Below are 25,634 nucleotides of genomic sequence, written 5' to 3'. Positions count from 1 at the left end.
CAGACATCCTTCTCGCCAACACTGCCAGTGGCCCATCCGGGCCGGAACACCGTCAGTTCGTCGGACGTTCTTCCCACGATCTGGAAGCCGGTCGGAACAGCCGTCTCATCCAGTCCCGGGGCAGCGCCATCACATGCTATGTATCAGAGGACTTGGCTATGTCGTCGATCGCCAACGTGCCGACCAGCCGCTTCAAGATGCATAGCAATAGGCGCGCCGATCTTGCCCCTTGATGAAACGCCGCTTTCTATGCTGATTTCATCCGAGCATTGAAGACAGCACTGAATTCCTACCGTCGAAACGTGTCGGGGCCTGGCTTTGAGCCATGCTTGGGCGATCTCGACGCAGCTGAATTACGCGCTTGTTCCGTGGCAGTGCAATCGCCAGGTGCCGGTCGTCCTTCCGATCGCATTGCTGCTCGCCTTGCTTTCGCTTCTCGGCGGCATGCTTTCTTGGCGGGCACGGCGGCAAGGGGGCGCGGCTTTCAAGCCGGAGCGCACGCGCGGCACCGAGCAATTCGTCGCCGATCTCGGCATTCTTGCGGCTTTGCTTTTTGCCCTCGTCATCGTCATGCAGGGCAGCGCCGCACTCATTCTCGACGAGTGCCTGCGATGAGCTTCGAGGCCTTCTTCTCAACCTCGATCTGCTATGGCGCCGGCGCGCCCGAAGCGGGATGGACGCTTGCGTTTCCCATCACGCTCCCTTTGGCCGCAATCGCGCTCATCTATGCGCTCGGAGCGAGCCGGCTATGGCGCCGCAGCAGCCGGGGCCGCTCCGAGCGGACGCGGCAAGTTCTGTTGTTCACCGCCGGCTGGGGCGTGCTGACCGGAGCGCTGGTCAGCCCGATCCATGCGCTTGGCGAACGGGTGTTTGCCGCCCACATGATCGAGCATGAACTGCTGATGGCGGTAGCGGCGCCACTCCTTGTCGCCGCCTGCCCCGGCGCAGCCCTGATATGGGCATTGCCGACCGGACTTCGCCGAGGGACGGGAAGGCTCACGCACGGCAGGACTCTTCGTGCGATCTGGACCGTTGCCAGCCGCCCCCTCAACGCAACCGCCATCCACGGCATCGCGATCTGGATCTGGCACGTTCCCGTCCTGTTCGAGGCAGCGCTTCAGCAGGGCGTGCTGCACTACGCCCAGCATGCGAGCTTCCTCGGCACAGCCCTGCTGTTCTGGTGGGGGATTCTGCCGCGTTCCGGCCGCCAGCAGGCCTATGGCAGCGCGGTCATGCATCTCTTCTTCACGTCACTGCACACTGGTCTGCTCGGCGTGCTGCTGCTGTTGTCGCCCAGACTCTGGTACCCGCAGAATGCCGCCGGCGCGGCGCTCTGGGGTCTAACCCCGATCGAGGACCAGCAGCTCGCCGGACTGGTGATGTGGGTTCCGGCTGGCCTGATCTATGGCGGAGCCGCCTTGCTGCTTGCCGGCCTTTGGATAAGCAAGAGCGGAATCAGGGAGGCAAGCCATGCGCTCCGGCCTGGCTAGGATGGTGGGCGGCGCGCTCGCCGCGATCCTGCTGCTGACCGCGGCAGTCGCCGCAGCGACCTTGTGGTCCGACCGGCGCGATCGTGTTCGCCACGAATCGGACATGGCGACCGGCGGCTTGGAAGCGCGCGCCATTCCGATCATGATCGCGAACGGCTGCTCCGGATGCCATACGATCCCCGGCGTGCCGGGGGCACAAGGCCAGGTTGGTCCGCGCCTCGATTCCAGCCTTGCCGACCGGGTCTTTATCGCCGGCATGCTGGCGAACAATCCGGAGAACCTGATCCGCTGGATACGAGCGGCCAGGGAGATCAATCCGCACACGGCAATGCCATCGACGGGGATCACAGAGCAGCAGGCGCGTGATATCGCTGCCTACCTCTACGCCCTGAAATGATCAGCCCTCGCCGCCGCCCCGGGACCACAGGCCGCGGCCGGGGTCGTAGCCGACCACTGCCGCCAGGAAAAACACGACGAGGCAGGCGAGAACGACAAGGGCGGAAACGGGATCAAAGCGCAGATAGAGCGTGAAGCGTATCAGTTCGACCGCCGAACTGAACGGGTTCCATGCGGCGATCGTAGCCAGCACCGGCCCCGCCTCGGCAAGCCGCCATATCGGATAAAGCGCCGTCGAGGCGAAGAACGTCGGGAAGATGACGAAGTTCATCACGCCGGCGAAGTTCTCCATCTGCGTCGAAACGGACGATACCAGCAACCCGAACGCGCCCAGCATCAGGCCTGACAGGACCAGCGCCGGAAACACGGCGAGGTAGCCTAGAAACGGCGGGCGCACGTCCCAATAACGCGCGATCAGCAAGAACAGATAGACCAGCGGCAGACCGACGATGACGCTCGCCAGCAGCCGCGCGGCAAGCAGATACCAGCGTGGAAGCGGCGCCGTCAGCAACAGGCGCATGCTGCCCATCTCACGGTCGTAGACCATCGCCAGCGAGCTTGCCATGGCATGGAAGAGCAGCATCATGGCCGCCAGCCCGGGGACGACATAGACCTCGTAGAGAACGTAGGTCTGATAGGGCGGCGTGATTGACAGGCCAAGCACCGAACGGAAGCCGGCGGCGAAGATGGCGAGCCAGACCAAAGGCCGTATGATCGCCGAGAGCAGCCGGCCGCGCTGCCGAAGCGTTCGCAACATCTCCCGCCGCAAGATGCCGTCGAGCGCGCGCAATGCGTGGTGGACTTTCATGGCGAGCCCGTCAGCACGGCGAATGCCCCCGCGATGGTTTCGACATCAAGCTCGGGCGCGATGCGATCCGCGCCGCCGGCCCAGCATACCCTGCCCTGATCCAGCACCACGACATCATCGTCGGCCGCCACCTCTTCGAGGAAATGCGTTGCCCACAGAACGGCAATGCCACGCTCTCGGCAAAGCTTTCTCATATGCTGTTCAAGCGCGCGCCGTCCTGGCACGTCGAGCCCGGTGGTAGGCTCGTCGAGCAGCAGCAGGCGCGGACCATGCATCAGCGCCCGTGCGATCTCCACGCGCCGGCGCTGGCCGCCGGACAGCGCGCGGGCGGGATCGTCGATCCTGTCCAGCACCTCCAGGCGGCTGAGTTCCTCCCTGGAGCGCTCCTTGCTCAGCTCCGTGGGAAGCCCATGCAGGGCCGCATGGTATCGCAGGTTCTCGCCGGCCGTCAGATCGAGGTCGAGAGTCGGCAATTGAAAGACGACGCCCATTTGCGCGAGCGCGGCGGAAGGATTGGCATTCATGGCTTGGCCGAAGACCTGCACTGATCCTACGCGCGCGTGGTAGAGACCGGTGATCAGCGAGAACAAGGTCGTCTTGCCGGCGCCGTTGCGTCCAAGCAGGATACACATCCTGCCTTCAGCCACCGCGAACGAGACGCCCTGGAGAACCCGCCGGCTTCCGAAACTGTGACCTAGATCCTCGACTGACAGGGCGTTCATGGGCCAATCACGACGCCCCACGGACCGCGCCCCACCGGCAGTGATTTCACCACCTCCTGATCGTGAAGGTCGATGAAGGAGATGTCGCCCGAGTTGCCGTTGGCGCTGATCAGACGCTTCTGGTCGTTCGATAGCGCTACATGCCACGGACGCTGGCCGACGAGATAGAGGCGCCGCACCGCCAGCGTCTTGGTGTCGACCTCTGCAACCCTGTTGGCCGGGCCGAGCGCCACATAGGCGGTCGCGCCGTCGCGCGACATCTCAATGCCAACCGCTTGCACCCCCTCGCGCCGGATACCCGGCACCTCGAATTCGATCTTGCCAGTTTCAGCGCGTGTAGCGGTATCGAAGACGGCGACGGTGCCCCGGATTTCGGACGACACCCACAATTGCTTGTCGTCCCGCGAAAACGCCGCCGCGCGCGGCCGCGTGTCGACCAGCAGATTGTCGATGAGCTCAAGTGTGCCGGCATCGATGAGATGAACCATGCTCGTCGTCTCCGAAGTGCAGGCGACCGTGCGGCCATCGGCGCTGACTGCCATGCCTTCTGGTTCCACGCCGACGTCGATGGTGCCTGTGACCTTACCTGCCGCAATATCGACGACCGAAACCAGATTGTCATTTTCATTGGCCACGAAGAGCCGCTTGCCGTCCGGATGGACAACGAAGAATTCCGGATCGGCGCCCGAAGGCAACCGACCAACCACCTGCCGTTTGGCGAGATCGATCACATCGATGCGGTTGTCGTCGCCTTCGGCAACGAACAGCGTCTTCTTGTCGATCGAAAGCGCCATCCCGCGCGGACGCCGCCCGACATCGATGGTTGTCTGCAGGGTCATGGCCGCCCCGTCGACGACCGCGACGGTGTTGTCCTGTTCATTGGAGACGTAGATCGTCTCAGCCGAGGCGGGAGGAACGAGAATCAACATTGCAAGGATAACATCGATCAGAACTTGCATGTACTCTCCTCCAGATCGATCCCCAGAGTATCGAGTGGCGTTCGCTGGTGCAGGAAACCCGGCTGTGGCGAGTTGGAGACGAGCAGCCGAGGGCCCGCGATCAGGATAGGCTGGCGCATTTGGCCGTTCCAGGGACGGAAACTCAGCCCCTGTCCTTTGAATCCGGCGAGCAGGAAATCGTTGCTGCGGAGATACTTTCCGATCGCAATCGGATCGAGGCTGTGCAGGCGCGTTGCCGCCTCGCCGATGCTTCGCACGGCGAGCCAGGCGGCGTAGTCGCTGGGCAGCATCCAGCGCCCGGCCTGCTTGTGGAAGCGATCCTGGAGTTGCGTGGCACCCCACTCTTCGTTGACCGCGCTCCAGCCGGTCGCGACCAGACCCTGCGTCCCTGCGACCGGCCGCGGAAATGCGGTTCGGCCTTCGAGATAGGCGCCAAACTCGTCCGCCTCGTCGGCAACGACGAGCACATCATAGTCGCTGACCTGCGTGGCAGCGGGAATCTCGGTCTGCAGCGTGACATGTCCGGTATCGGCGCGCCCGTTGGCGGGCCTGAACGTCCAGGGCTGGTCGATGGTGATCTCTGCTCCGAAACGCGTCGCCGCGCGTCGAAAGGCAACCGCCATCGCCTGGTCTTCGGGATGCGCCCCGACCAGCAGGAACCAGTGCTGCCAGCGCTTCCAGACGAGATATTGCGCCAGCCCGTCAGCGAGCATCGCGCGGCTCGGAACGGTGTGCAGCACGTTCTTGCGGCAATCCTCCTGGCGGAGCCGCTCGTCAGGAGCGCGACTGTTGAACAGCGTCATCCTCTCGGCGCCTGGAGCGTCGCTCGCCTGCAGCAAACGGGCGGCATCGAGATCGGCGATGAGGAAGCTGATGCCGGCGGCCGCGAATTCCTTGACCGCTTCGGCTGGCATCTCGCCGGGCTTGAGGGTGATTTCCTGCAACCGGAATTGCTGACCGAGAAAGCGGCCGGTGCTGGCATTGTCGGCGATGCCGAGCCGGGCACCTTGCAGGCCGTCGTCGGTGACGACCTCGTCCAGTGGCCCGAGCGGCAGAGGCGGTTTGCGCTGTTCGCCGAGATAGCCGATCACCATCGTCTGGGGCTCGCCAAGCCCGGGCGCGACCAAAGCGAGCAGCACGAGAAATGTCAGCGCCAGCCTCATTCGGCCCAAGGCGGGCAAGCCAAGTGGGACGTCAATAATCGGCATGTGCGCTCCAGGATGGAAGCGACCCTAATATTTTGGACAAAGGAATGTTCCTGGATTCCAACAAAGTGAGCCCGCCCCATTTCCGCATTTGGGGCGGGCTCTCCATGCCTTGGACCGGTAGAGGGAGGACCGACCCGACCCCAACTGCTGGAAATTCCGATTGTTCCTTGGCCGCGCTCTTTCCCAAGTCGCAGCCGGTCCCCTGAGCGGCACGCCTGCTCTCACCGCTTCTCGCTTGCGGCTACCGGCGGGCCTGCGCCCAGCTGGTCTAGCTTTGCAAGCGTTTCAATTCTATCAGGAACGATCATGAAGCGTGGCGATGCTCCTTCTCGGCACCGGTCGGTCGACGGTGCTTTTGACCGTTCACTACGACACGGTGGCAACGCGCGATTACGGCGCGCTTGAAATCTGGCCACCCGGCGTGAAGCTTTGACACGCGCATTGCGCGATTCTTTGGCAGGGACCGAAGCCAGCCGCCCGACTAGCTCGGGCCTTTGGCATGCATCACTATGAAACGCACGAGGCGTGACCGCATTCATATTTTCCAATCGGATTACCGGTTGCGCTCGACATTTCACGCCTGTTCGAGGAAAGTTAAGGCTGGTTCATTCGAAAACCGGGCTGGTGATGAAGGAACAACTGAAGCTGCAACACGTTGTAGCCTCCAAGAGTGCCCATTGTCAGGTAATGGCATCGATAGCGTGACCGGCCCGTTCGGCCGGCGCAAGAGGAGAACGCGATGAAGAAGACCTGGAAGAAACCGACCATGTGTCAGGTCGCCGCCGGTTTAGAGATTTCGCGATACCTGCCCGCAGAAAATCCGCCCAAGAAGTAGGCTGCAAATTGCATGTGCCCTTCAACGGCGGCATGCAATGCCTTGTCCGTAGGAAAATTGGACGCGGTTGCTTTTGAGAACGTCCTGCTAGTTCCATAGGGCTTCGGAGCGATGGTATGCTCGTGAAGATCATCGGATCGGGGGCGGGAGGCGGCTTTCCGCAGTGGAATTGTAATTATCGTTTGAGCCGCGCGGCTCGCAGCGGGATGCCCGGCGTTCGTCCACGAACCCAATCATCCATTGCCGTGTCGGGTGACGGGGCAGGCTGGGTTCTCTTCAATGCGTCGCCCGACATTCGCCAACAGATTGCGCAAACGCCTGAACTGCAGCCGCCAGCCGATGCGCCGCCGCGCTCGACGCCTATCCGCGCCGTGGTGCTGACCAACGCCGACGTGGACCATGTCGCCGGCCTGCTCAGCCTGCGTGAACGACAGCCTTTCGCAATCTATGGAACAGCACAGGTGCTGGAGACGCTGGAGGCGAATTCGATTTTCAACGTTCTCGATCCGTCGATCGTATCTCGGCGCCTGCTGGGGCCAACGGGCGAACTGGCGATCCGCGACGCGTATGGCCGCGAAACTGGCGTTGTGGTCGACAGCTTTCCCGTACCTGGGAAGATCGCGCTCTACCTCGAGCAAAAGGCCGGTCCCAGCGCCGATTTCAGTTCCGACCGGGGTGACACAATCGGAGTCCGCATCACTGCGACCGGCAGGTGCGGCGCCATCTTCTACATTCCGGGCTGCGCGCGCATCGATGCCGCCCTGCGCACTCGTGTTGCTGATGCCGCCTGCCTTCTGTTCGACGGCACCGTCTACACGGACGACGAGATGATTATTGCCCGCGTCGGCCAGAAAACCGGCGCGCGCATGGGGCACATCGCAATGTCTGGAGAGGAGGGCTCGATTGCCGGCTTAGCCGATGTGAAAATCGGCCGTCGTATCTTCATCCATATCAACAACACCAATCCTGTTCTCGACGAGAATTCCGCCGAACACGCGGCGGTCAGAGTGGCTGGTTGGGAAGTCGCCAGCGATGGGATGGAGATGGAATTTTGAGCGAGTTCCACGAGGCTGCGAAAGATGGCCTGTCCAGGAGCGAGTTCGAAGCCGTGCTGCGGCAGGTCGGTGAAGAACGTTATCACAACCGACATCCTTTCCATCACAGTATGACCAGTGGCGCTCTGTCGAAAGCCGAAATGCAGGCCTGGGCGCTCAACCGTTATTGCTACCAGGCCGTCATTCCGCGCAAGGACGCCATGATCCTGGCGCGTGCCGAAGATCCGGCGTTTCGCGCCGCGTGGCGCAAACGCATCGAGGATCATGACGGCGACGACGGCTGGAGCGGCGGCATCGCGCGCTGGCTGCATCTGGCCACCGCACTGGGGCTCGACGCCGAAGCGGTCAGGAGCGAGCGTCTGGCGCTGCCGGCGACCCGTTTCGCGGTGGGCGCCTACCTTTCCTTCTGCACCAACCGTACGCTGCTCGAGGCGGTCGCATCGTCACTCACGGAGATGTTCTCGCCCCGCATCATCGGCGAACGAGTGCCGGCGATGCTGGCCAGATACGACTACATTACGCAAGACACGCTGGCCTATTTCAGCTGGCGGCCCGAACAGGCATCACGCGACGCGGACTTCGCGCTCGCCTACGTGCTAGAACATGCCGACACGGCCGAACGTCAGCAGCAGGCGATCGATGCGCTGGTGTTCAAATGCGACATATTGTGGGCGATGCTCGACGCACTTCAGCATGCCTATGGCGCGCCTGGAAACATACCGCCCGGCGCCTTCCGCCCGGAGGCGGCCTCATGACGGGACTGCGCGAAAGAACCATCGTGTCGTTGCGATCGGCGCCGTCACTGCCGAAGCATGTTCGCATCCAGTACGACCCTGTGCGGCGGGCCTTCGCCGTGCTTTCGCCGGAGAAAGTCTTCTGGCCGGACGAGGTCAGCCTCGACATCTTGCGCCGCTGCGACGGGAGATCCACGGTCGGCCACATCATCGCCGACCTTGCGGCCGACTATGACGCCGGTCAGGATGCGGTAGCGGCCGACGTCATCGCCTTCCTGCAGGAATGGTCGGACAAGCTTCTGGTGAAACTATGAGCGAGCCTCTCCTGCCTCCGATCGGCATGTTGGCGGAACTGACGCATCGCTGTCCGCTGCAATGCCCTTACTGCTCCAATCCGCTCGAATTGCTGAAGGCCAATCGGGAGCTCGACACGCGGACCTGGCTCGATCTGTTCTCGCAGGCCGCCGATCTGGGCGTTCTCCAGGTGCACCTGTCCGGCGGCGAGCCGACGCTTCGCCGCGACCTTGAGCAACTGATCGCCGCGCTTTCGTCGCGCGGTATCTACACCAACCTCATCACCGCTGGTGTTGGCATTGCCGAAGGCCGTATTGAAGCCTTTGCCGAAGCCGGTCTCGACCACCTGCAACTGAGCTTTCAGGGTGCCCGTCAGCCGACCACCGACCGTGTCGCCAACCACAGCGGCAGCCACGAAAAGAAGCTGAAGACGGCACACCGCGCCCGCGCGGCCGGGCTGCCACTCACCATCAACGCACCGATCCATCGTCACAACATCGAGGAGGTACCCGAATTCATCGATCTGGCTCTTTCCTTGGGCGCCGACCGGCTCGAGATCGCCAACGTGCAGTATGCCGGCTGGGCGCTGGCCAATCGCGATATGCTGATGCCCGAATGTGGCGCGATAGACCGGCAGGCGGACATCGTCGCAGCCGCGCGCGAAAGGCTCGCCGGCATTATGAACATCGATTTTGTCACGCCGGATTATTTCGCCACATATCCCAAGCCATGCATGGGCGGTTGGGCGCGCGACGCGTTAGTGGTTACCCCGGACGGTACTGTATTGCCGTGCCACGCCGCGCAGACGATTCCTTCGCTTCGCTTCGAACGTTTTGGAGCGAAACCGCTGGCCGACATCTGGGCCGCTTCACCCGCATTCAATGCCTTTCGCGGCACCGAATGGATGCAGGAGCCATGCCGAAGCTGCGAGCGGCGTGAGATCGATTGGGGCGGCTGCAGATGTCAGGCGTTGGCGATTGTCGGCGATGCCGCTGCGACAGATCCGGTCTGCATCAAGTCGGAGGCACACGCGCGCATGGCAGCGCTGGTCGATGAAACCCGGCGCAACGTCGCCAATGCCGCAGGGGACGAAGCTTTCATCTATCGCCGGATAGGAATCGTGAATGACATTGCGTGAACATAGGTCCGCGGAACGATCTCAGGAACTCGATGTGAACCAACGCCGGTCCTGCATAGGGTCACGCAGGGCGACGCCAGGATCACCGTCATCCGGGGGTGGATGGTCGCCATCCGATGGTTCGGCTCGTTCGGGCGAACGCAGCGCTCTCAGATGTCTCCGCGCTTCTAGCCACGCGGACAGCTTGGCCGGCTCGAGCCTTCTCTCTCCTAGGTGCAGGCCCCGCACCTCGCTGCCCCCTGGAGCACGCGTTTCTCGCGCAGAAACGATGGCCACGCGGCGGGTTTGCTTGATGCGGTGCCATGGCGAACCCTACTCGTCTATTCGAATGACGCCAGTCCACACAGCCACGATGCTATGGCGATCGCCTTCGCCCGCAGGATAGGCAGACAACCAGTAGCGCCCTCTCCTCCTCTCTCGGCTAACCGTCGCGGCTTGAGTGCGGCTGCGGGTGAGTCCTGTCTCTCATTGCAGCCCTGCCGATCTCTTCTCCGTCGCGCATTGGCGTCGCAAGGCAGGTCGGAGCTTTATGTCGGTCGCTGAGGTTGGCTCGTGAAGACGCGCCAGTACCTCATCAGGATCCCGGTCAGTTAAAGGCTGCGTAGTAAGACGCCCGCCTCTTGAACAGCCAATCTCAGCTTAGCGGTGGGCGGGACGCCGCGCCGGACGGCGGCGTTCGCGGTAACGGCGCGCGCTGGCGGTTCAAGCGCTGTTTCGGGCCGTAAGAAAAACTGATCCTGCAAACCGGACTTTAGAGATGATTAAATTAGCAATATTGCGCATTGCGGTGTAATTTTGTGTTGCAGTGCAGCATGCCGCCGTGACTCACACTTCCAGGTTCCCGCACGACGGCGTAGTCGGCAGAGCCATCGAGCCTAGGGGGTGCGTGTCGCGGAGAGGCTCGCCGGGCGCCCGGTTACAATGCCTGCTAGCCAACTGTTTGCGGAGACAACAGAGGCCCATGATCAAAGACAATGCCACGGTGGGCGTCGTGGTGCCGATGTTCAATGCGGAACGAACGATTCGCGCGACCCTGAACAGCATCTGCGGGCAACAATACCAGGCGCTGGACATTGTCGTCGTCGACGACGGGTCGACGGACCTTTCTGCCTCGATTGTGGCCTCCTATGCTGAACAGGATAGCCGTATCCGCCTGATAACGCAGTCGAACGGCGGCGTTGCGAATGCGCGCAATCGTGGAGTTGCTTCCACCGATGCGGAGTTCCTGGCGTTTGTGGACGCCGACGATCTTTGGGCCCCATCCAAAATCGCGCTTCAGATGTGCACCTTACAGCAAGGCGGCTCTTCGGCAGGCCTGGCATATTGCTGGTTCGCCGATATAGACGGCGACGGCCGGGTATTCTCATTGCATAACCGGCCCGATGCCGAGGGTCGCGTGCTCCAACGCATGTGCAGGACGAATTTTGTTGGCAACGGAAGTTCAATGCTGGTCCGACGCGCCGCGTTCGAGCGAGCGGGAGGCTTCGACCCTTCCTTGAGGGCCAGGAACGCACAAGGCTGCGAGGATCTGCTGATGTGCCTCAGAATAGCCGAAAGGTACGAGTTTCGCGTCGTCCCTCAGTACCTGGTGGGTTACCGGATGACGAACGCCAACATGTCGAGCGATGTCATGCAGATGCTTCGTTCTTGTGAAATTGTCCTTGCCGAGTTTCGCCAGAAGTACCCGCAGTTCGGGGACGATCTCGACGATCATCTGATCGACATGCTGCATTGGCTCGCCGTAAGAGCCTTGATCTCCGGGCGGCTTTCGGCAGCGTATGGCCTGATGAAGAAACTCTTCCTTATGGAGCCAGGGACGGCGATTTCTCGCCTGCCAAGAATGATGGACATTTATTGCCGTGCCAGACTGGTCCCTCGGTGGGTCAAAATCCGAGTGAAAGGGATGCGAAACAAGAACGCCGAGTTCCAACCCCACTACGCAGAGAGCATCTGGTGAGAATGGTCGTGCGATTGCGGCGGCTCTTTCGCCTGGCGGCGGCGCCAGCCTGGGCTGGGCCGACCGTGGTGGGGCTTGGACTGGTCGCAGCGGTTCTGGAAGGTACGGGTCTCGTTCTGTTCATTCCGCTGCTGCAGAGCCTGGGAGCCTCGCCGCCACAGCCCGGCAGATGGCAGCCCGTCTTTGACAGGCTCCTGTCGCCCATCCCGCATCATTACCTAACCGCCTTCCTGGTCGGAGCGCTTTGCGTCAGCATCGTCCTAAAAAATGCGGTCCATCTCGCCAACACCTGGGTAACCAGATACATCGACGGCCTCGTCGCGCACCGGTTGCGATCCAGGGTTTTCGATCAGACGATAAGTTCGTGCATCGACTACCGTGTCGAGAACAGACGAACGGACATCATCACGACGATTGCCAACAATACCTGGAAGGTTAGCCAAGGCCTGAGCCTGGCCTACCGGTTGATGGTCTGCCTTTGTACCTTCGGCGTCTTCGTTCTCTTGATGCTATTGATCTCAGTCCGATTGACCTTTTTTTCGATGATTTTCCTGCTTTTCGGAGCAATGGCCATTCGTCTGGCCACGCGGCGCGCTGACGAGACCGGCAAGGCCGTCGTCGAGGAAAACAAGCAGTTCGGCCTCAGGATGTGGGAAAGCATCAATTCATTGCAATTGATCCGTGCCTTCGCACAGGAATCCTACGAGCATGACCGGTTCGTTCATACATCGGACAGGGTAAGGCGTCGTCTGTTGAGGCTCGACATGCTTTGGGCGACCCCCGGGCCTGTCTCGGAGATCTCGATCACGATCCTGATCGGTGCACTGGTTCTCATTGCCGAATCCGCAAGCATAGGAATCGCGGCTCTCGCCGCTTTCCTGTCGCTGCTTTATCGTCTCCAGGGGCCCACACGGGAATTGCTGCAGTCGAAGATTGCGCTGGACGGGCTTGCGGGCGCGATTGACGATGTGGACGAGTTCCTGCGCACAACGCAAACGCCGTTTCTCAGCCAAGGCTATCTGCCGGCGCCTGCACTCAAGACGGCCGTCGAATTTCGCGATGTCAGCTTTCGGTATGCGCCCGATCAGCCTATGGCGCTGCAGGATGTGTCTTTCAGTATCCCCGCCGGCAAGACCACGGCAATCGTTGGCGAGTCGGGTGCCGGCAAGTCGACCGTCATGGCCCTGCTCTTTCGCTTCATGGACCCGACGTCGGGGGAAGTCCTTGCCGACGGTATCCCGCTCTTAGGTTTCGAGTTGCGCAGTTGGCGCAAGCGGCTGTCGCTGATGTCCCAGGAGGTGTACCTGTTCAACGACACCATCGCGGCCAACATCGCTTACGGCGATTTCGACGCCGGTGAGCACGAACTGCGCCAAGCGTCCCGCATTGCGAAGGCTGACGATTTCATCCGCTCGCTTCCGGAGGGCTACGAGACGCAGATCGGCGACCAGGGAATGCGCGTGTCGGGGGGCCAGAGGCAGCGGATCGCGCTGGCCCGGACCATACTTCGCAATCCCGACATTCTCCTTTTGGACGAAGCCACCAATGCGCTCGACGGCGAGACGGAACAGGCGTTCCAGATCGCCCTCGAGCAATACTCGCACGATCGCACCGTGGTTGTCATTGCGCATCGCCTGTCCACCGTCCAGGCCGCTGACCAGATCATCGTGATGTCCAAGGGACGGGTGGTCGAGATTGGTTCGCCGGATCAACTTCTGAAGCGAGCGGGCCATTTTTCAAAACTTCACGAGTTTCAAAACGGTCGTGTTGCCATGGGTGCGAACTAAGGCGATGGGCTACAAGATTGTCGAAATCGAACTGTCAAGTCCGCTGGCCCCGATTGAGCTTGCGCCAGAGCACGACGGCGTTGGTCTCATTGCCCGCTGGCAGGGCCGGCTTGTCGGCTTTGAGATGATCGCGCTCGCCTCCGCAGCGATGCTGTCGGCGGAGCGACTGAAATCCATTGCCGATGAACGTTTCGCCGATCGCATCCTGGTCGCGAAGATGGATCAGGAATTGCTGCGCCGAAGACCGGTTGGGCAATTGCCCCTGCCGAGCCTCTCCATCGCGATATGTACGAAAGACCGCGCCGAACGTCTTTCGAGGTTGCTGGGTTCGCTCGAAAGCATCCGACACAGAACCGCTTTTCCGAGCGTCCAAGTCGTCGTGGTGGACAATGCGTCTGTGGATTCGTCCACGCGCGAAGCAGTCGGGCGCTTCAAGGACGTGCTCTATGTATTCGAACCGAGGCCCGGGCTTGATTTTGCACGAAACGCGGCTCTTCACTCGGGCACCGGTGGCCTGATTGCCTATCTTGACGATGACGTGATCGTCGACCGCAACTGGCTTGACGGGCTTGCCAAAGCCTGCCGGGACAATCCCGGTGCCGGCGGCTTTACGGGTTTGGTGCTGCCACTTCGCCTGGACACCGAGGCGCAGATCTTTTTCGAACGAAGGGGCGGATTTGGCCGCGGCTTCAGGCGCAATGAATTCCACAACACCCGTTTCGACAATGCGCTGCACCCGGTAGGGTCTGGTATTCTCGGCGCCGGCTGCAACATGGCTTTCGACCGCACGCTGCTCGTATCGCTGGGCGGTTTCGACGAAGCCCTCGATACCGGAGCACCGCTGCCTGGCGGTGGCGATCTCGACATTTTCTATCGCGTGCTGCGTTCGGGCAGGGCCATGATCTATGAACCGGAGTATGCCGTTTACCACGAGCATCGCGAGACTATCGAGCAATTGAGACGGCAATATTGGACATGGGGACTTGGTATGATGGCCTTTCTTGTCAAAAGCCGTCGGACTGACGGAGAGCTCAAGGCACGTCACCGTGGCATGGTTTGCTGGTGGTTTTTCGATCGGCTGAAGGCGCTGGCGCGGGCCGGGCGCAAGCTTCAAGGTCGTGATTTTCGTTTCGGCATTGCAGAGCTGTGGGGTGGAATCTACGGCCTGGCAGGCGAATATGATCGCTCACGTATCCGCGTGCAGAGAATCCGGGAGCAGAACCGGTGAATGGCGACGCCTTCCGTGTCAGGCAAATCGATCTCGGTTCCGTCTGTGCGGACGCCGATGCGGGAGATACCCCTTCCCTATCGGTCTTCTGGTGGAAGGACTTGCCGCTGGGAATGCGAGCGTCCTTGCCTGACGAATTGCCCTACAGCGAGGCACGTCTGCGGCAGTTCGCGGCGGAATTTTCGGCAGCACAATTGGCCGCCCGCAGCACCCCGCTGGGCGCCCCCTTGCGGGCGACCTATGAAGGATCGCCAAAGTCCGCTCTCTGTTTGACGGCGGCGCTCGAGGCCAAGGACCTTGTCGGCCGCCTTGATGAACTTGCAACTGCGTCTTCCGCGTCGGCCCGGCACATCTCAGTCGTAATTTGCACGCGCGACCGCGGCCCCGCCCTGGCGGAGTGCCTTCAAAGCGTTGCAAGGCAACGCAGCGCCCCGGGCGAAGTCATCGTCGTTGATAACTCCCGCGACGGCAACGCTCGGCTGGTATGTGTCGGCTTTCCTGAGGTCCGTTACGTTCATGAGCCGCGGCCCGGATTGAGTGTTGCCCGATCCGCCGGCATCCGGGAAAGCCGTCAAGACATCATTGCGTTCACGGACGACGACGTCGAGGTTCATGCTGGCTGGACTGCCGAAATCGCACGCGCCTTTGAAGAAAGGGACGTCGAGGCACTGACGGGCCTGGTGCTGCCAGCGCGGCTCGATACGATCGCCCAACGCCGTTTCCAGTTCGACATGGGCGGTTTTGGGACCACCTTCGTGCCGCTTCTCTTCGACCACCGCTTCTTCGAAGAGACTCGGCCAAGCGGAGCGCATGTCTGGAAAATCGGCGCTGGAGCCAACATGGCCTTCCGGCGATCGGCCTTCGATCGGGTAGGCTCGTTCGACGAGCGCCTCGGCGCCGGTGCTGCCGGATGTTCCGAAGATTCGGAGCTATGGTACCGGCTGCTGGCCACAGGAGGGACTTGCCTGTATGAACCTCGCGCCGTTGTCTTCCATCATCATCGCCGCGACTGGCCGGGCCTCAGGCGGCAAATAAGAGCCTACATGAAGGGCCACGTCGCAGCTCTTGTGACGCAATATGACAATTTTGGCGATCGCGGAAACATCGATCGCATCTGGAAGCAGTTGCCCGCATATTTCTTGAGAACATTCGTCAAGGCGCTTTTCGAAGGCCCCCCCGGCAGGAACAGTATCCTCGCGGCGGAAGTCGAAGGCTGGCTGGCTGGTCTTCAATTCCTCGTCCGTTTCGGCTGGCGAAAACGGCGAACATCAAATTGGTTGAGGAAGAAAATCGATGATCCGCAAGGCGCCGCTCGGACGATTCCTGTCTCGAAATCCGTTTCCAAACGCTCTGACGGACGGGCTTTTCTACCGTGAGAAGATGCGCGCAATTCACCGCGTCGCGCCCGCGGCAATCGACGGGCCCGGCCGGATACTGGAAATTGGAGGCGGGCGCAGCGGGATGGCAAGTATCCTCTATCCGAACGCTGAAGTCGTTAACCTCGATCTCGATCCCGAGTTGGGCAACTACCAGCCAGATTGGGCGAGGTCGACCTTCGTCTGCGGCGATGCCTGTGACCTCCCCTTCGCGAATGACAGTTTCGACGTGGCGACGCTCTTCGACGTGCTTGAACACATCGAGGATGACCGTAGTGCCGCACAAGAGGCCTTGAGGGTCGTGCGCCCAGGCGGGTATGTTCTTGTCTCGACGCCACATGCGGAGTGGCATTACCCTTATTTCCGCTTCATGAAGCCCTATTGCCCGCATGAAAGCGAACTGATGCAGGAATGGGGTCACGTTCGGCGCGGCTACCGGGATCCCGAACTCGCAGCGCTCTTCGACCGTGTGCCGGAACGCCGCGCCACATTTATCAACCCCGTGACGGCACTGTTTCACGACATCGCATTTTCTCGTTTCGGACGCCGTCGCCGCAAGATACTTTACGCTCTAGCGGCGCCGATAACGGCTGTCGGATACGTGCTGCACCAACGCTCGACACGCGGCACGGAGACGGCTTTTTCCTGGCGCAAATGAATTTTTGGGGCATTTGATGGGCCGCCGCTCTTCCCTCGTCATCGCCCTCTTCCCATGGGGCGACGTCGTGGAGGAATTCCTCGATCCGATAGGATTGCGGCTTAAGGATTTCGTCGAACAGATGACTGGCGGCTGGCTTTTCGGTTACGCCTCCGCTCTGCAATTGGCCGGGCATAGGCCGGTCATCGTGTGCGCTTCCGAAAATGCTTCGCAGATAGAATGCCACTACCATGCCGGCACGGGCGCGCCGATCTGGATCGTTCCCGGCGCGCGTGCGCGCCAAGGTCACTCCGCAGCGGCTCACAGTCTGCGGCGCTGGTCCGCGACGCCGCTCCCGGCGTTCCGGAAGGTGCTCGCCCGATCGCAATGTGATGCAATTCTCGTTCAGGAATATGAATATACGCGGTTCGATGCGCTTGCCTGGCTGGCAGTCCGGATGCGGATTCCGCTCTATGCAACGTTCCAGGGCGGCGACCGGACGCTCTCGTGGATAGAGGCGATCGCCAGGCAGGCTTCTCTCCGTGCCTGCAGCGGCCTGATCGTCGCATCGGCAGCGGAGCGTGAACGCCTCGCCAAAGCTTACCCGCACATGGCGCTCAACATCGCAAATATCCCCAACCCCATCGATTGCGGAGAGTGGATAGCAATCGAGCGTCGGCAGGCGCGGCAAGATCTCGGTTTGGCGAGCGGGAATTTCATCGTTCTCAACCACGGACGCATCGACGTTCGCCGGAAGGGGCTCGATGTGCTCCTGAACGCATGGTCCCTCTTTTCGGGCGATGCTTCGTCCGAACTGGTTATCATCGGCTCGGGGCAGGACCGAGACGTTTTTGCCAGGCTGTTGAGCGAGGCCGCTCTACCCAATGCGAGATGGCTTTGCGACTACACCACGGACCGGGCTTTGATACGGCGTTGGCTTTCGGCGGCGGATGCCTATGTCACAGCGTCCCGCACCGAAGGTATGCCCGTTGCGCCGTTGGAGGCGATGGCCTGCGGCCTTCCGATCGTTGCCACCGACGCACAGGGCCTACCCGACATCTTGGCAAACGGCGAGGCATCCGGCGGCCTCATTGTACCAAGGGACGAGCCGGCGGCCATTGCACAGGCGCTGAAGAAACTTAACGACGATCCGATTATGCGAGAGCGCCTCGGACAGGCGGCGCGAAAGCGGATAGAGGGAAATTTTTCGCTCGGCGCGGTTGCTGGCGCACTTGATCGCTTGCTGACCGCGCGGTAGCCCACATCCGCTATATTTTTTCCAATCGGCTGCGATACCAAGCCAGTGCTGTTTCGACGATCCTGTCGATGCCCGATTGTTCGGGCACCCAACCGAGTTCCCGCTCGGCCTTGCCGGCCGCGGCAACAAGCGCTGGCGGGTCGCCTGGCCTGCGCGGCCCGTAAGCCACCGGAAGCGGTATTCCCGAAGTCCGTCTGACGGCGTCGACCAGTTCGGCCACCGTTGTACCGGCTCCGGTTCCGAGGTTGTAGACGTGGACGCCCTTGTTCCGGAGAAGCTTCTCCCCTGCCAGGACGTGGGCGCGCGCGAGATCGACAACGTGGACGTAGTCCCGCACGGCGGTTCCGTCGCGGGTATCGAAATCGGCTCCGTTGATGACGAAGGTGCGGCCTGGCCTCACTGTCGCCTCTATGGCGAGCGGAATGACATGTGTTTCCGGTTCATGCTTTTCGCCGATTTCGCCGTCGGGGTCGCATCCGGCCGCATTGAAATACCGAAGCACGACCGCATTGAGGCCACGAGCAAGCGAGATATCCTCGACCATTCTCTCTATGATGAATTTGGACCAGCCGTAGGGATTGATGGGCGACTGCCGATGCGTTTCGTCTATCGGAGACCGCGTCGGAATCCCGTAAGTTGCGCAGGTGCTCGAAAAGATCAGCTTGTCCAGGCCGGCCTTCAGCATTTCCTCGAGCAGGACCAACGTGCCGAAACTGTTGTTTCGGTAGTAAAGCTCCGGCCGCTCGACTGACTCGCCAACGTAAGCGTAGGCAGCGAAATGCGCCACGGCGTCCGGCCGATACTGGTCCAGGGCGGCCCCCACAGCCGCCGCGTCGGAAATATCGCCTTCGATCAACGGTCCCCATTTCACCGCGTCGCGCCAGCCGCGCGAAAGGTTGTCAAAGGCAACAACCGCCCATCCCGATTCCGCAAACGCCTTGCAGCAGTGCGACCCGATATAGCCGGCTCCGCCAGTGACCAGGACCGTCTTCATTCGGCTGCGGCGGGCCGAATGTGCCCAGATGAAACCACGTCCTCGAAATACGCAATGGTCTTTGCAAGGCCAGCACGCAATGCAGTTCTTGGCTTCCATTTGAGTTCGCGGGAAGCATATCGGATGTCGGGCTGCCGCTGCTTTGGATCGTCCACGGGTAGAGGCGAGAACCTGATCTTCGATCGGCTTCCGATAAGTTCGATCACCAGATTCGCGAGCTCGAGCATCGTGAATTCCGCCGGGTTGCCGAGATTGACAGGACCGGTGATATCGTCGGCCGTCTGCATAAGACGTACCAGACCGTCGATGAGGTCCTCGACATAGCAGAATGAACGCGTCTGCTGGCCAGTGCCGTAGACCGTTATCGGTTTGTTTTGCAGCGCCTGCACGATGAAATTGGAAACGACACGACCGTCGTCGGGACGCATCCTTGGACCGTAGGTATTGAAAATACGGGCTACCTTGATCCTCAGCTTGTGCTGTCGCAAATAGTCAAAAAACAGGGTCTCGGCACATCGCTTGCCTTCGTCATAACAGGAACGAGGGCCAATCGGGTTCACTCTGCCCCAATAGTCTTCTATCTGCGGATGAACTTCGGGGTCGCCGTAGACTTCGGAGGTGGATGCCTGCAGAATCTTTGCGCGAACCCGCTTGGCCAGGCCGAGCATATTGATCGCGCCATGGACGCTGGTCTTGGTCGTCTGGACGGGGTCGGACTGATAGTGGACGGGGCTCGCCGGACAGGCGAGATTGTATATTTCGTCAACCTCTACGTAGAGTGGAAATGTCACGTCATGACGAATAATCTCGAACGATCGGTCTTCGAGGAGATGAGAGACGTTTCTGCGGCTTCCTGTGAAGAAGTTATCTGCGCAAACTACCTGATGACCCTCAGCAAGGAGCCGCTCGCACAAAAATGATCCCAGGAAACCTGCGCCGCCTGTCACCAAGATTTGTTTCGCCTGCTGCATTTTCAGGGTCTCCGGCTTAATCTTAGACACGACTAATATAATAACCTGACGCAGGGCCATATGCCACCGGCCTGCTTTCAATTTACGTTACGGGCAAGACATTGTTCTCGATGGACCAGGGGCTGCGATTATCGCTCACAGGCGGCAGGAGCGTCCTATTTGCACGCCAGGGCAGCCCTTCTGCAGTCAAAGCTGGACATCAGGCTTTCCCCTTGATGGGGCGCCTGCTATTTCGAACGCGTTCACAGAAAGTGCCACGCGTTCGGACAGCTGATTAGCGGATCAAGGTGATGAAGAGCGACACACTCTCCTACCCTCCACGTGGCATGTCGCGGGATGAAGCTGCCCGCTACGTCGGCGTAGGCGTAACAGAATTCGACCAGATGGTCTTGGACGGGGGATACCAAAGCCAAAGAAAATCGACAGTCCTGTGATCTGGGATCGCCTTAAAACTGGAGGCTGCGTTCGCGGATCTGCCCGGCGACGATGACGACAATATCGTCGACTTTTCTCTTGAAAGGGAATCATCGAGGGCAATAATCTGGTTCTGCCATGGAACAGCGTCTTAAATCCCCAGGTGTGTCCTCCTGGACTGGATTGAAATCGATCCACCGCGGCAGTCGAGTGGCGTCCTGCCTACACGGGCTGGAAGGCTTGGCCTAATGAAGCAATGCAGAAGTATGAGCAGCGCTGGCCGCTGGGTACGGCTGCGCGCACCTGTCACGGGCTGGCGCTCTGGCTAGGCAATAGCGCTGGTTTTGTAGCGAGGCCGAGGCGAAGGCCGCCGGATGGTGACGAGCAAGGCGATGACGAAGGAGGGCAAAAAACCTAGCGTCTGGGATAGGCAGCGGTTCGCAACACCACAGCCCTGTTGAATGGCTGGATCGATGAGCTGCGAATCACTGCGGCGCGCTACCGCCGCGCCGGGGGTCGCCGTAACAGCATGAAATCATAGTTGATCCTTACGCGGCTCGATTCGGCCGCGTTAACAATGGTTGTTCGGGTTTGTTTAAATCGCAGCGCAGATTGTCATCGCATGTGGAAGATCAACCCCATTGCGCCGCTCTTCTGCTGACGCCTCTCGCTTTCGCTGTCGCGTTGTTCGTGCTCGCCACGATCTCAGACCGGACGCATCCCCCTCAGCCTGATCCCAGGTTCACGTCGTCTATTCGATAGGGGAGGATGCACGCTGTCGCGCGTCTCGTGGCCATACTGTGATTCTTGTGTGAAAGATGACTGCGGTATGCGGATGTTCAGCCGTGGCCATTGCCAATTTTAGCGGACCGCGCACTAGTCGCCAGCATGGTGGCTGGACACGTTGAAATGGTCCTGTTTGAGCAATCGATCGCCGATAGCGATGGCTTACAGCGACCGTTTTCCGACAGGGTGGCCGATGCTGCGGATAAAACGGCGGGATCTGTCTTGTTCGACGTCCGCATCGATGGGGACGCCAACATTCAGCGGATGGCCGCAATAGGGTACGGTGAAGCGGATGCGGCGATAGTCGTGCTCGAGAAGGGTGGCCGCCTCAGATGCGCGTTAGTAAATGGTGACGCTTCTCATTTCGTCGCCGAACTGGCTGCTTGGGAATCTTCTCCGCTGAGGGAGCATGTGCGCGCTGAGTACCGCGGAACCGCAATGATCCTGCTGGCTAAGCTCCGCAGTTCCGGACACTTCAAATAATCAGCGATTCACCGAGCTGCCGCCCAAGGGGTTGCGTAGCCGTGACATCCATATCCAGACTTTATATCGGCAACGTCAAGGTCAGGACGCGATAAGGTGAAACGCCGAATTTCTTGCCCGGCTCAGGATCGCAAGCCGTCCCAGAGCGTTACAGGTGGAAGGTCGTGACGACGCAACTGCTGGAACAGGGGAGACGATAATAGCAGACAACAAATTCGAAGCGAGGCGCCGCAGACCGTCGGCAGGTCTCCAGCGGTGAAGGCTACGAGGGCGATTATTTCGCGTGCAAGTACGTATCAGCCGAGAGCAGGCCGAGGACCTGATTACGCGAGTCGGCAACGATCGCGACATGCTTAATGGCGCGGCGGAGAAACCGAAAATAAGCTGGGTATTCGGAATGACGCATCGCACAGTTCTGTCTGAACAAGGTCAACTCAAGTGAGCAAGTCAGCTTTGCGTCGGCCCACAATCAAAGGATCTCTATCTCCCGGTGCGAAGCCGGCGTCCGACGGCGCAGCCAAACTCGCGCCGCCGGCATTCCGGCCGGTCCAGCTCGCAAAACTGGTGGACACGGTTCCTTCCGGCGACCGCTGGATCCACGAAATGAAATACGATGGTTACCGTATTCTTGTCGCTGTGGGCGACTGCGAGGCGCGCGCCTATACGCGCTCCGGTCTGGACTGGTCGGACCGCTTTCCCTCGATCCTGGCCGAGGCACGCAGGCTTAACGTTCGCTCCGCCCTCATCGACGGTGAGGCCGTCGTCATCGACACCGAGGGACGATCCAGTTTCCAGGCGCTGCAGAACGCGTTGAAGGCTTCTCCCGCGAGCATCGATTTTTATGCCTTCGACCTGCTCCAACTCGACGGGGAAGACCTAACGAGGCTGCCGCTTCTGGAGCGCAAGGAGAAACTGGAGACAATCCTCCCGACGAAGAGCCCCATCCTTCGCTACTCCGATCATATCCAGGGCCGGGGGGAAGAATTGCTGAACCGCTTCTGCGGCGCCGGCCTCGAGGGGGTCATCTCGAAGCTGGCGGATTCGGACTATGTTGGCGCCCGCGATGGAAGCTGGCTGAAGATCAAGTGCATCAACTCAGGAATTCGTGCTCGTCGGCTGGACCCCGTCAGACAAGGATCGCGCCTTTCGATCGCTGATCCTTGGGGTCCATGATGGCGGAAAGCTGCGCTATGCCGGCAAGGTCGGGACCGGTTTCGATGCTGCCGAGATGGCCCGTCTGATGAAGACCATGGCGCCACTCGAGCAGAAGGCCGCCACGGTCGAAGCGCCGCGGGCGGAGGTTCGCGGCGCGCACTGGCTGCGTCCCAGGCTTGTCGCCGAGATCGCCTTCACCGAGATGACCAATGAAGGAACACTGCGTCATCCAAGCTATGTGGGCCTGCGTGAGGACAAGAAACCGGAAGCGGTCGTGCTCGAGACGGAACACCGCACAGCGACACTGCCGCCGCCGACAACGACAACGACAACGATCGCGATTAGCAATCGCGGCCGCGTGATCTACCCTGAATCCAACATCACCAAGGGTCAGCTTGCCGATCATTACACCGACGCCGCGATCATGCTTCCCTGGGCCGGCAGCAGGCCGATCAGTCTTGTCCGCTGCCCGCAGGGCCGAGCAAAGAAATGTTTTTTTCAAAAGCATGACGCCGGCAGCTTCGGCGACAAGGTTCATCACGTCGGGATCACCGAAAAGGATGGTCACGATGAGCCCTATCTTTACGTCGACGACGCCGAGGGGCTTGTGACCTGTGTCCAGATGGGAACGATCGAGTTCCACGGATGGGGAGCGCGCATCGAAGACGTCGAGAAGGCCGACCGCCTTGTCTTTGACCTGGACCCGGACGAGGGATTGGATTTCGAGACGGTTCGCGCTGCCGCATTCCAGTTCCGCGACATGCTGAAATCCCTTGGGTTGACCACCTTCCCGATGCTGACGGGCGGCAAGGGCGTGCATGTAATCGCGCCGCTCACGCCGCGAGCTGAATGGCCTGAGGTGAAGGGCTTCGCCTCAGGCCTTGCACAGGCGGTCGCGCAGAGCGACCCTACCCACTTTACGGCCGTGTTGTCGAAGGCCAAACGCAAGGGACGTATCTTCGTCGACTATCTGCGCAACCAGCGCGGCGCAACGGCGATCATGCCTTATAGCGCTAGGTCGCGGCCAGGAGCCCCGGTCGCGGCACCGGTCACCTGGGCGGAGATGAAGACAATCGATGCGCCCTCCCATTTCCATGTCGGCGATGCGCCCGAGTTGAAGAAGCGCGCCGCATCGAAGGCCCTCGCGGGATGGGGCCGGGCCGATCAGTTCCTCCCGGATCTATAACGCCATGAAGATCGCGACGTACAACGTCAACGGCCGCCTGCCGGTGCTGATGCAGCGGCTGGAAATGGGCCAGGCTGATCCTGTAATTGTGGGTGCTGGGCGGCAAGAAGCAGGACTGGATGCCAGAGGCTGCGGAGACGCTGTTCCGGCGCTCAGTGGAATTGGGATGGGATGAAGCTAAGGGCGGCTTCTTCTACACGCTGGACTGGGCCGACAAGCCGGCATTCCGGTTCAAGCCCTGGTGGCCGATCGCCGAGGCCGCGGGCGCGGCCTCCTTCCTTGTCGAGCACCGCCCGAGGGCCTTCCATGAACAATGGTGCCGGCGCATCTGGAATACCATCGCCGAGACCTATATAGACCGCGAGCATGGCGGATGGTTCGAGGAGCTGGATGAGGGACTGCAGCCGGCGCATTCGCTGTTTGTCGGCAAGGCCGACTTGTACCACGCACTGCAGGCTTGCCTGATACCGCTCTATCCCGCGCAAGGGAGCCTAACAAACGTGATCCGCAAACGATACGACGCTCTCTCAACCAGGAATTCTTAGCGGTACCGCGACTCACCGAGGCGGCTATGACTCGAATCAGGACCATGCCGCCTTTACTCTGTACCGACTTACAACTCCTCTGGACGACCATGTTTATATTTTTGCAACAACTTTTACGTTGCTTGGCGCGGCCGGAAGGAGCTAATTACAGAACGAAGGCTTGGCCTTGCCTATCAATGCCATATGGGCGGTAGATCATTGTTCATGAAATCCAGCATCGACCACCTTCCTCCCCCGAAGCAGCGTGAGCTCAAAAAGGCAGTCGAGCTACTGCTTCGGGAGTTCGATGACGCTGTGAGAGGAGGAACCGCCAATTTCAAGAAGCGCGGGCGCATTCTGAAGATCATACTCTTTGGATCCTATGCCCGCGGCGGCTGGGTCGACGAGCCGCATACCAAGAAGGGCTACCGTTCCGATTACGATCTGCTGGTGGTGGTCAACAATCGAAAGCTGACCGACTTCGCCAGCTATTGGCAGCCTGCAGCCGACCGTTTGATGCGTGAGATCAATACGCCCGTCAGCTTCATCGTGCACTCGCGCCGGGAAGTGAACTCGGCGCTTAAGGAAGGCCAGTACTTCTTCGTCGACATTCGCCGCGAAGGAATCGTGCTCTACGAGCTTGACGACGAGCCGCTCACTAACCCAATCCCGGCAAAGCCGGCCGATGCCCTCCGGCTAGCAACTGAATACCTCAATGACAGATTGCCACACGCTCGGGTGTTCGCAAAAACCGCAGGATTTCTCCTTCGGGAATCCAATCTCAAAGAAGCGGCCTTTCTTCTTCATCAATCAATCGAACAGGCCTACGCAGCGTTGTTACTCGTATCAACGAACTACAGCCCTGCATCGCACAACATCAAGTTTCTTCGAAGCCTTGCCGAGGACCAGTCCCAGCAGCTAGCCGACGTATGGCCTCGTGACCAGCAGCGATTCGTCGCCTGGTTCAACATAATCAACGAGGCCTATGTGAAGGCACGCTATTCGAGGCACTTCGACATCACGCGAGAAGCTCTAGAGTGGCTCGCAGAGCGCGTCGATGATCTTATCGATCGGATTGAACCGATCTGCCGATCCCGCCTTGAAAAGTTGAAAAACGAAGCAGGCACCGCAGCTCAGGGTTGAGAGCAAGGCAGTCTCAATTCCAGACTGCCTTTTTATGCGACTTTTCGAGCACAGACCGGGAACATCTGAACGTTTCCATTCATCGCCAAGGCCAGT

At 60.6% G+C, this 25,634-nt stretch carries 24 protein-coding genes and 2 pseudogenes; 20 read left to right on the top strand and 6 right to left on the bottom strand.

The genetic code is table 11. The features are described from left to right. Positions 1 to 318: 318 nt before the first annotated feature. The 3 genes from FJ527_RS25255 to FJ527_RS25245 are packed head-to-tail and all read left to right on the top strand — an operon-like array spanning position 319 to position 1,887. A complete protein-coding gene (locus FJ527_RS25255; protein ID WP_246677797.1) occupies positions 319 to 615 on the top strand; it encodes a hypothetical protein in 297 nt (98 codons plus the stop codon). Next, entirely contained in the window at positions 612 to 1,490 is an 879-nt protein-coding gene (locus tag FJ527_RS25250) for a cytochrome c oxidase assembly protein (RefSeq protein WP_140718218.1), read from the top strand. Before FJ527_RS25255 ends, FJ527_RS25250 begins: the two co-directional genes overlap by 4 nt. A 1-nt stretch (position 1,491) precedes the next feature. After that, the gene (locus tag FJ527_RS25245; RefSeq protein ID WP_246677802.1) at positions 1,492 to 1,887 is read left to right on the top strand and encodes a c-type cytochrome; all 396 of its coding nucleotides are present in this window, start codon (positions 1,492 to 1,494) and stop codon (positions 1,885 to 1,887) included. On the opposite strand, the gene FJ527_RS25240 is transcribed toward FJ527_RS25245, so the two are convergent. The 4 genes from FJ527_RS25240 to FJ527_RS25225 are packed head-to-tail and all read right to left on the bottom strand — an operon-like array spanning position 1,888 to position 5,583. Next, the gene (locus FJ527_RS25240) at positions 1,888 to 2,694 is read right to left on the bottom strand and encodes an ABC transporter permease (protein ID WP_140620316.1); all 807 of its coding nucleotides are present in this window, start codon (positions 2,692 to 2,694) and stop codon (positions 1,888 to 1,890) included. Continuing rightward, positions 2,691 to 3,416, bottom strand: a complete 726-nt coding sequence (locus FJ527_RS25235) for an ABC transporter ATP-binding protein (RefSeq protein ID WP_140620314.1) — start codon at positions 3,414 to 3,416, stop codon at positions 2,691 to 2,693. The genes FJ527_RS25240 and FJ527_RS25235 overlap by 4 nt, the downstream gene beginning before the upstream one ends. After that, positions 3,413 to 4,375 (bottom strand): PQQ-dependent catabolism-associated beta-propeller protein, encoded by a 963-nt coding sequence (locus FJ527_RS25230; RefSeq protein ID WP_140620312.1) that lies wholly within the window; start codon positions 4,373 to 4,375, stop codon positions 3,413 to 3,415. Before FJ527_RS25230 ends, FJ527_RS25235 begins: the two co-directional genes overlap by 4 nt. Further along, the gene (locus FJ527_RS25225) at positions 4,363 to 5,583 is read right to left on the bottom strand and encodes an ABC transporter substrate-binding protein (protein WP_140620310.1); all 1,221 of its coding nucleotides are present in this window, start codon (positions 5,581 to 5,583) and stop codon (positions 4,363 to 4,365) included. The genes FJ527_RS25230 and FJ527_RS25225 overlap by 13 nt, the downstream gene beginning before the upstream one ends. Positions 5,584 to 6,322: 739 nt before the next feature. Here FJ527_RS25225 and FJ527_RS25220 point away from each other — a divergent pair. The 11 genes from FJ527_RS25220 (at position 6,323) to FJ527_RS25170 (ending at position 17,882) form a co-directional block, all read left to right on the top strand. Continuing rightward, a complete protein-coding gene (locus tag FJ527_RS25220) occupies positions 6,323 to 6,418 on the top strand; it encodes a pyrroloquinoline quinone precursor peptide PqqA (protein WP_140824291.1) in 96 nt (31 codons plus the stop codon). Between the two features lie 116 nt (positions 6,419 to 6,534). Continuing rightward, a complete protein-coding gene (pqqB, locus tag FJ527_RS25215; RefSeq protein WP_140620307.1) occupies positions 6,535 to 7,473 on the top strand; it encodes a pyrroloquinoline quinone biosynthesis protein PqqB in 939 nt (312 codons plus the stop codon). Continuing rightward, the gene (pqqC, locus tag FJ527_RS25210; RefSeq protein ID WP_140620305.1) at positions 7,470 to 8,228 is read left to right on the top strand and encodes a pyrroloquinoline-quinone synthase PqqC; all 759 of its coding nucleotides are present in this window, start codon (positions 7,470 to 7,472) and stop codon (positions 8,226 to 8,228) included. Before pqqB ends, pqqC begins: the two co-directional genes overlap by 4 nt. Then, a complete protein-coding gene (pqqD, locus tag FJ527_RS25205) occupies positions 8,225 to 8,521 on the top strand; it encodes a pyrroloquinoline quinone biosynthesis peptide chaperone PqqD (RefSeq protein WP_140620303.1) in 297 nt (98 codons plus the stop codon). The genes pqqC and pqqD overlap by 4 nt, the downstream gene beginning before the upstream one ends. After that, positions 8,518 to 9,639: a pyrroloquinoline quinone biosynthesis protein PqqE gene (gene pqqE, locus FJ527_RS25200; RefSeq protein ID WP_140620301.1), complete on the top strand. Its 1,122-nt coding sequence runs from the start codon at positions 8,518 to 8,520 to the stop codon at positions 9,637 to 9,639. Before pqqD ends, pqqE begins: the two co-directional genes overlap by 4 nt. Positions 9,640 to 10,600: 961 nt before the next feature. After that, a complete protein-coding gene (locus tag FJ527_RS25195) occupies positions 10,601 to 11,596 on the top strand; it encodes a glycosyltransferase family A protein (protein ID WP_140620300.1) in 996 nt (331 codons plus the stop codon). 68 nt (positions 11,597 to 11,664) lie between these two features. Next, the gene (locus FJ527_RS25190) at positions 11,665 to 13,383 is read left to right on the top strand and encodes an ABC transporter ATP-binding protein (RefSeq protein ID WP_246677796.1); all 1,719 of its coding nucleotides are present in this window, start codon (positions 11,665 to 11,667) and stop codon (positions 13,381 to 13,383) included. 4 nt (positions 13,384 to 13,387) lie between these two features. Next, positions 13,388 to 14,611 (top strand): glycosyltransferase, encoded by a 1,224-nt coding sequence (locus FJ527_RS25185; RefSeq protein WP_140620298.1) that lies wholly within the window; start codon positions 13,388 to 13,390, stop codon positions 14,609 to 14,611. Beyond that, a complete protein-coding gene (locus FJ527_RS25180; protein ID WP_140620296.1) occupies positions 14,608 to 15,987 on the top strand; it encodes a glycosyltransferase in 1,380 nt (459 codons plus the stop codon). Before FJ527_RS25185 ends, FJ527_RS25180 begins: the two co-directional genes overlap by 4 nt. Beyond that, on the top strand, positions 15,905 to 16,645 hold the full coding sequence (locus FJ527_RS25175; RefSeq protein WP_140620294.1) for a class I SAM-dependent methyltransferase: 741 nt from the start codon (positions 15,905 to 15,907) through the stop codon (positions 16,643 to 16,645). The genes FJ527_RS25180 and FJ527_RS25175 overlap by 83 nt, the downstream gene beginning before the upstream one ends. A gap of 16 nt (positions 16,646 to 16,661) precedes the next feature. Beyond that, the gene (locus FJ527_RS25170) at positions 16,662 to 17,882 is read left to right on the top strand and encodes a glycosyltransferase family 4 protein (protein ID WP_140620292.1); all 1,221 of its coding nucleotides are present in this window, start codon (positions 16,662 to 16,664) and stop codon (positions 17,880 to 17,882) included. 10 nt (positions 17,883 to 17,892) lie between these two features. On the opposite strand, the gene galE is transcribed toward FJ527_RS25170, so the two are convergent. Beyond that, entirely contained in the window at positions 17,893 to 18,876 is a 984-nt protein-coding gene (galE, locus tag FJ527_RS25165; RefSeq protein WP_140620290.1) for a UDP-glucose 4-epimerase GalE, read from the bottom strand. Next, positions 18,873 to 19,847, bottom strand: a complete 975-nt coding sequence (locus FJ527_RS25160) for a UDP-glucuronic acid decarboxylase family protein (RefSeq protein WP_140620288.1) — start codon at positions 19,845 to 19,847, stop codon at positions 18,873 to 18,875. The genes galE and FJ527_RS25160 overlap by 4 nt, the downstream gene beginning before the upstream one ends. A 290-nt stretch (positions 19,848 to 20,137) precedes the next feature. On the opposite strand from FJ527_RS25160, the pseudogene FJ527_RS29730 reads away from it, so the two are divergent. From FJ527_RS29730 to FJ527_RS25125, 6 genes and pseudogenes are all read left to right on the top strand, one after another. Continuing rightward, positions 20,138 to 20,416 (top strand): annotated as a pseudogene (locus tag FJ527_RS29730) (hypothetical protein). Positions 20,417 to 21,170: 754 nt separating this feature from the next. Then, on the top strand, positions 21,171 to 21,530 hold the full coding sequence (locus FJ527_RS25145; RefSeq protein WP_246677795.1) for a hypothetical protein: 360 nt from the start codon (positions 21,171 to 21,173) through the stop codon (positions 21,528 to 21,530). A 438-nt stretch (positions 21,531 to 21,968) separates the two neighbouring features. Beyond that, positions 21,969 to 22,703, top strand: a complete 735-nt coding sequence (locus FJ527_RS29505) for a hypothetical protein (RefSeq protein ID WP_210241268.1) — start codon at positions 21,969 to 21,971, stop codon at positions 22,701 to 22,703. Next, positions 22,636 to 23,871, top strand: coding sequence for a DNA ligase D (ligD, locus tag FJ527_RS25135; RefSeq protein WP_210241267.1), 1,236 nt, complete (start codon positions 22,636 to 22,638; stop codon positions 23,869 to 23,871). The genes FJ527_RS29505 and ligD overlap by 68 nt, the downstream gene beginning before the upstream one ends. A 59-nt stretch (positions 23,872 to 23,930) precedes the next feature. After that, a pseudogene (locus FJ527_RS25130) lies at positions 23,931 to 24,416 on the top strand (AGE family epimerase/isomerase); the annotation flags it as partial. A 204-nt stretch (positions 24,417 to 24,620) separates the two neighbouring features. Beyond that, entirely contained in the window at positions 24,621 to 25,538 is a 918-nt protein-coding gene (locus tag FJ527_RS25125) for a nucleotidyltransferase and HEPN domain-containing protein (RefSeq protein ID WP_140824290.1), read from the top strand. The last annotated feature ends 96 nt before the right edge of the window (positions 25,539 to 25,634 follow it).

The sequence above is a fragment of the Mesorhizobium sp. B2-4-18 genome, assembly GCF_006441385.1.
GTDB lineage: Bacteria > Pseudomonadota > Alphaproteobacteria > Rhizobiales > Rhizobiaceae > Mesorhizobium > Mesorhizobium australicum.
This window is presented reverse-complemented; position numbering and strand designations above follow the sequence as displayed.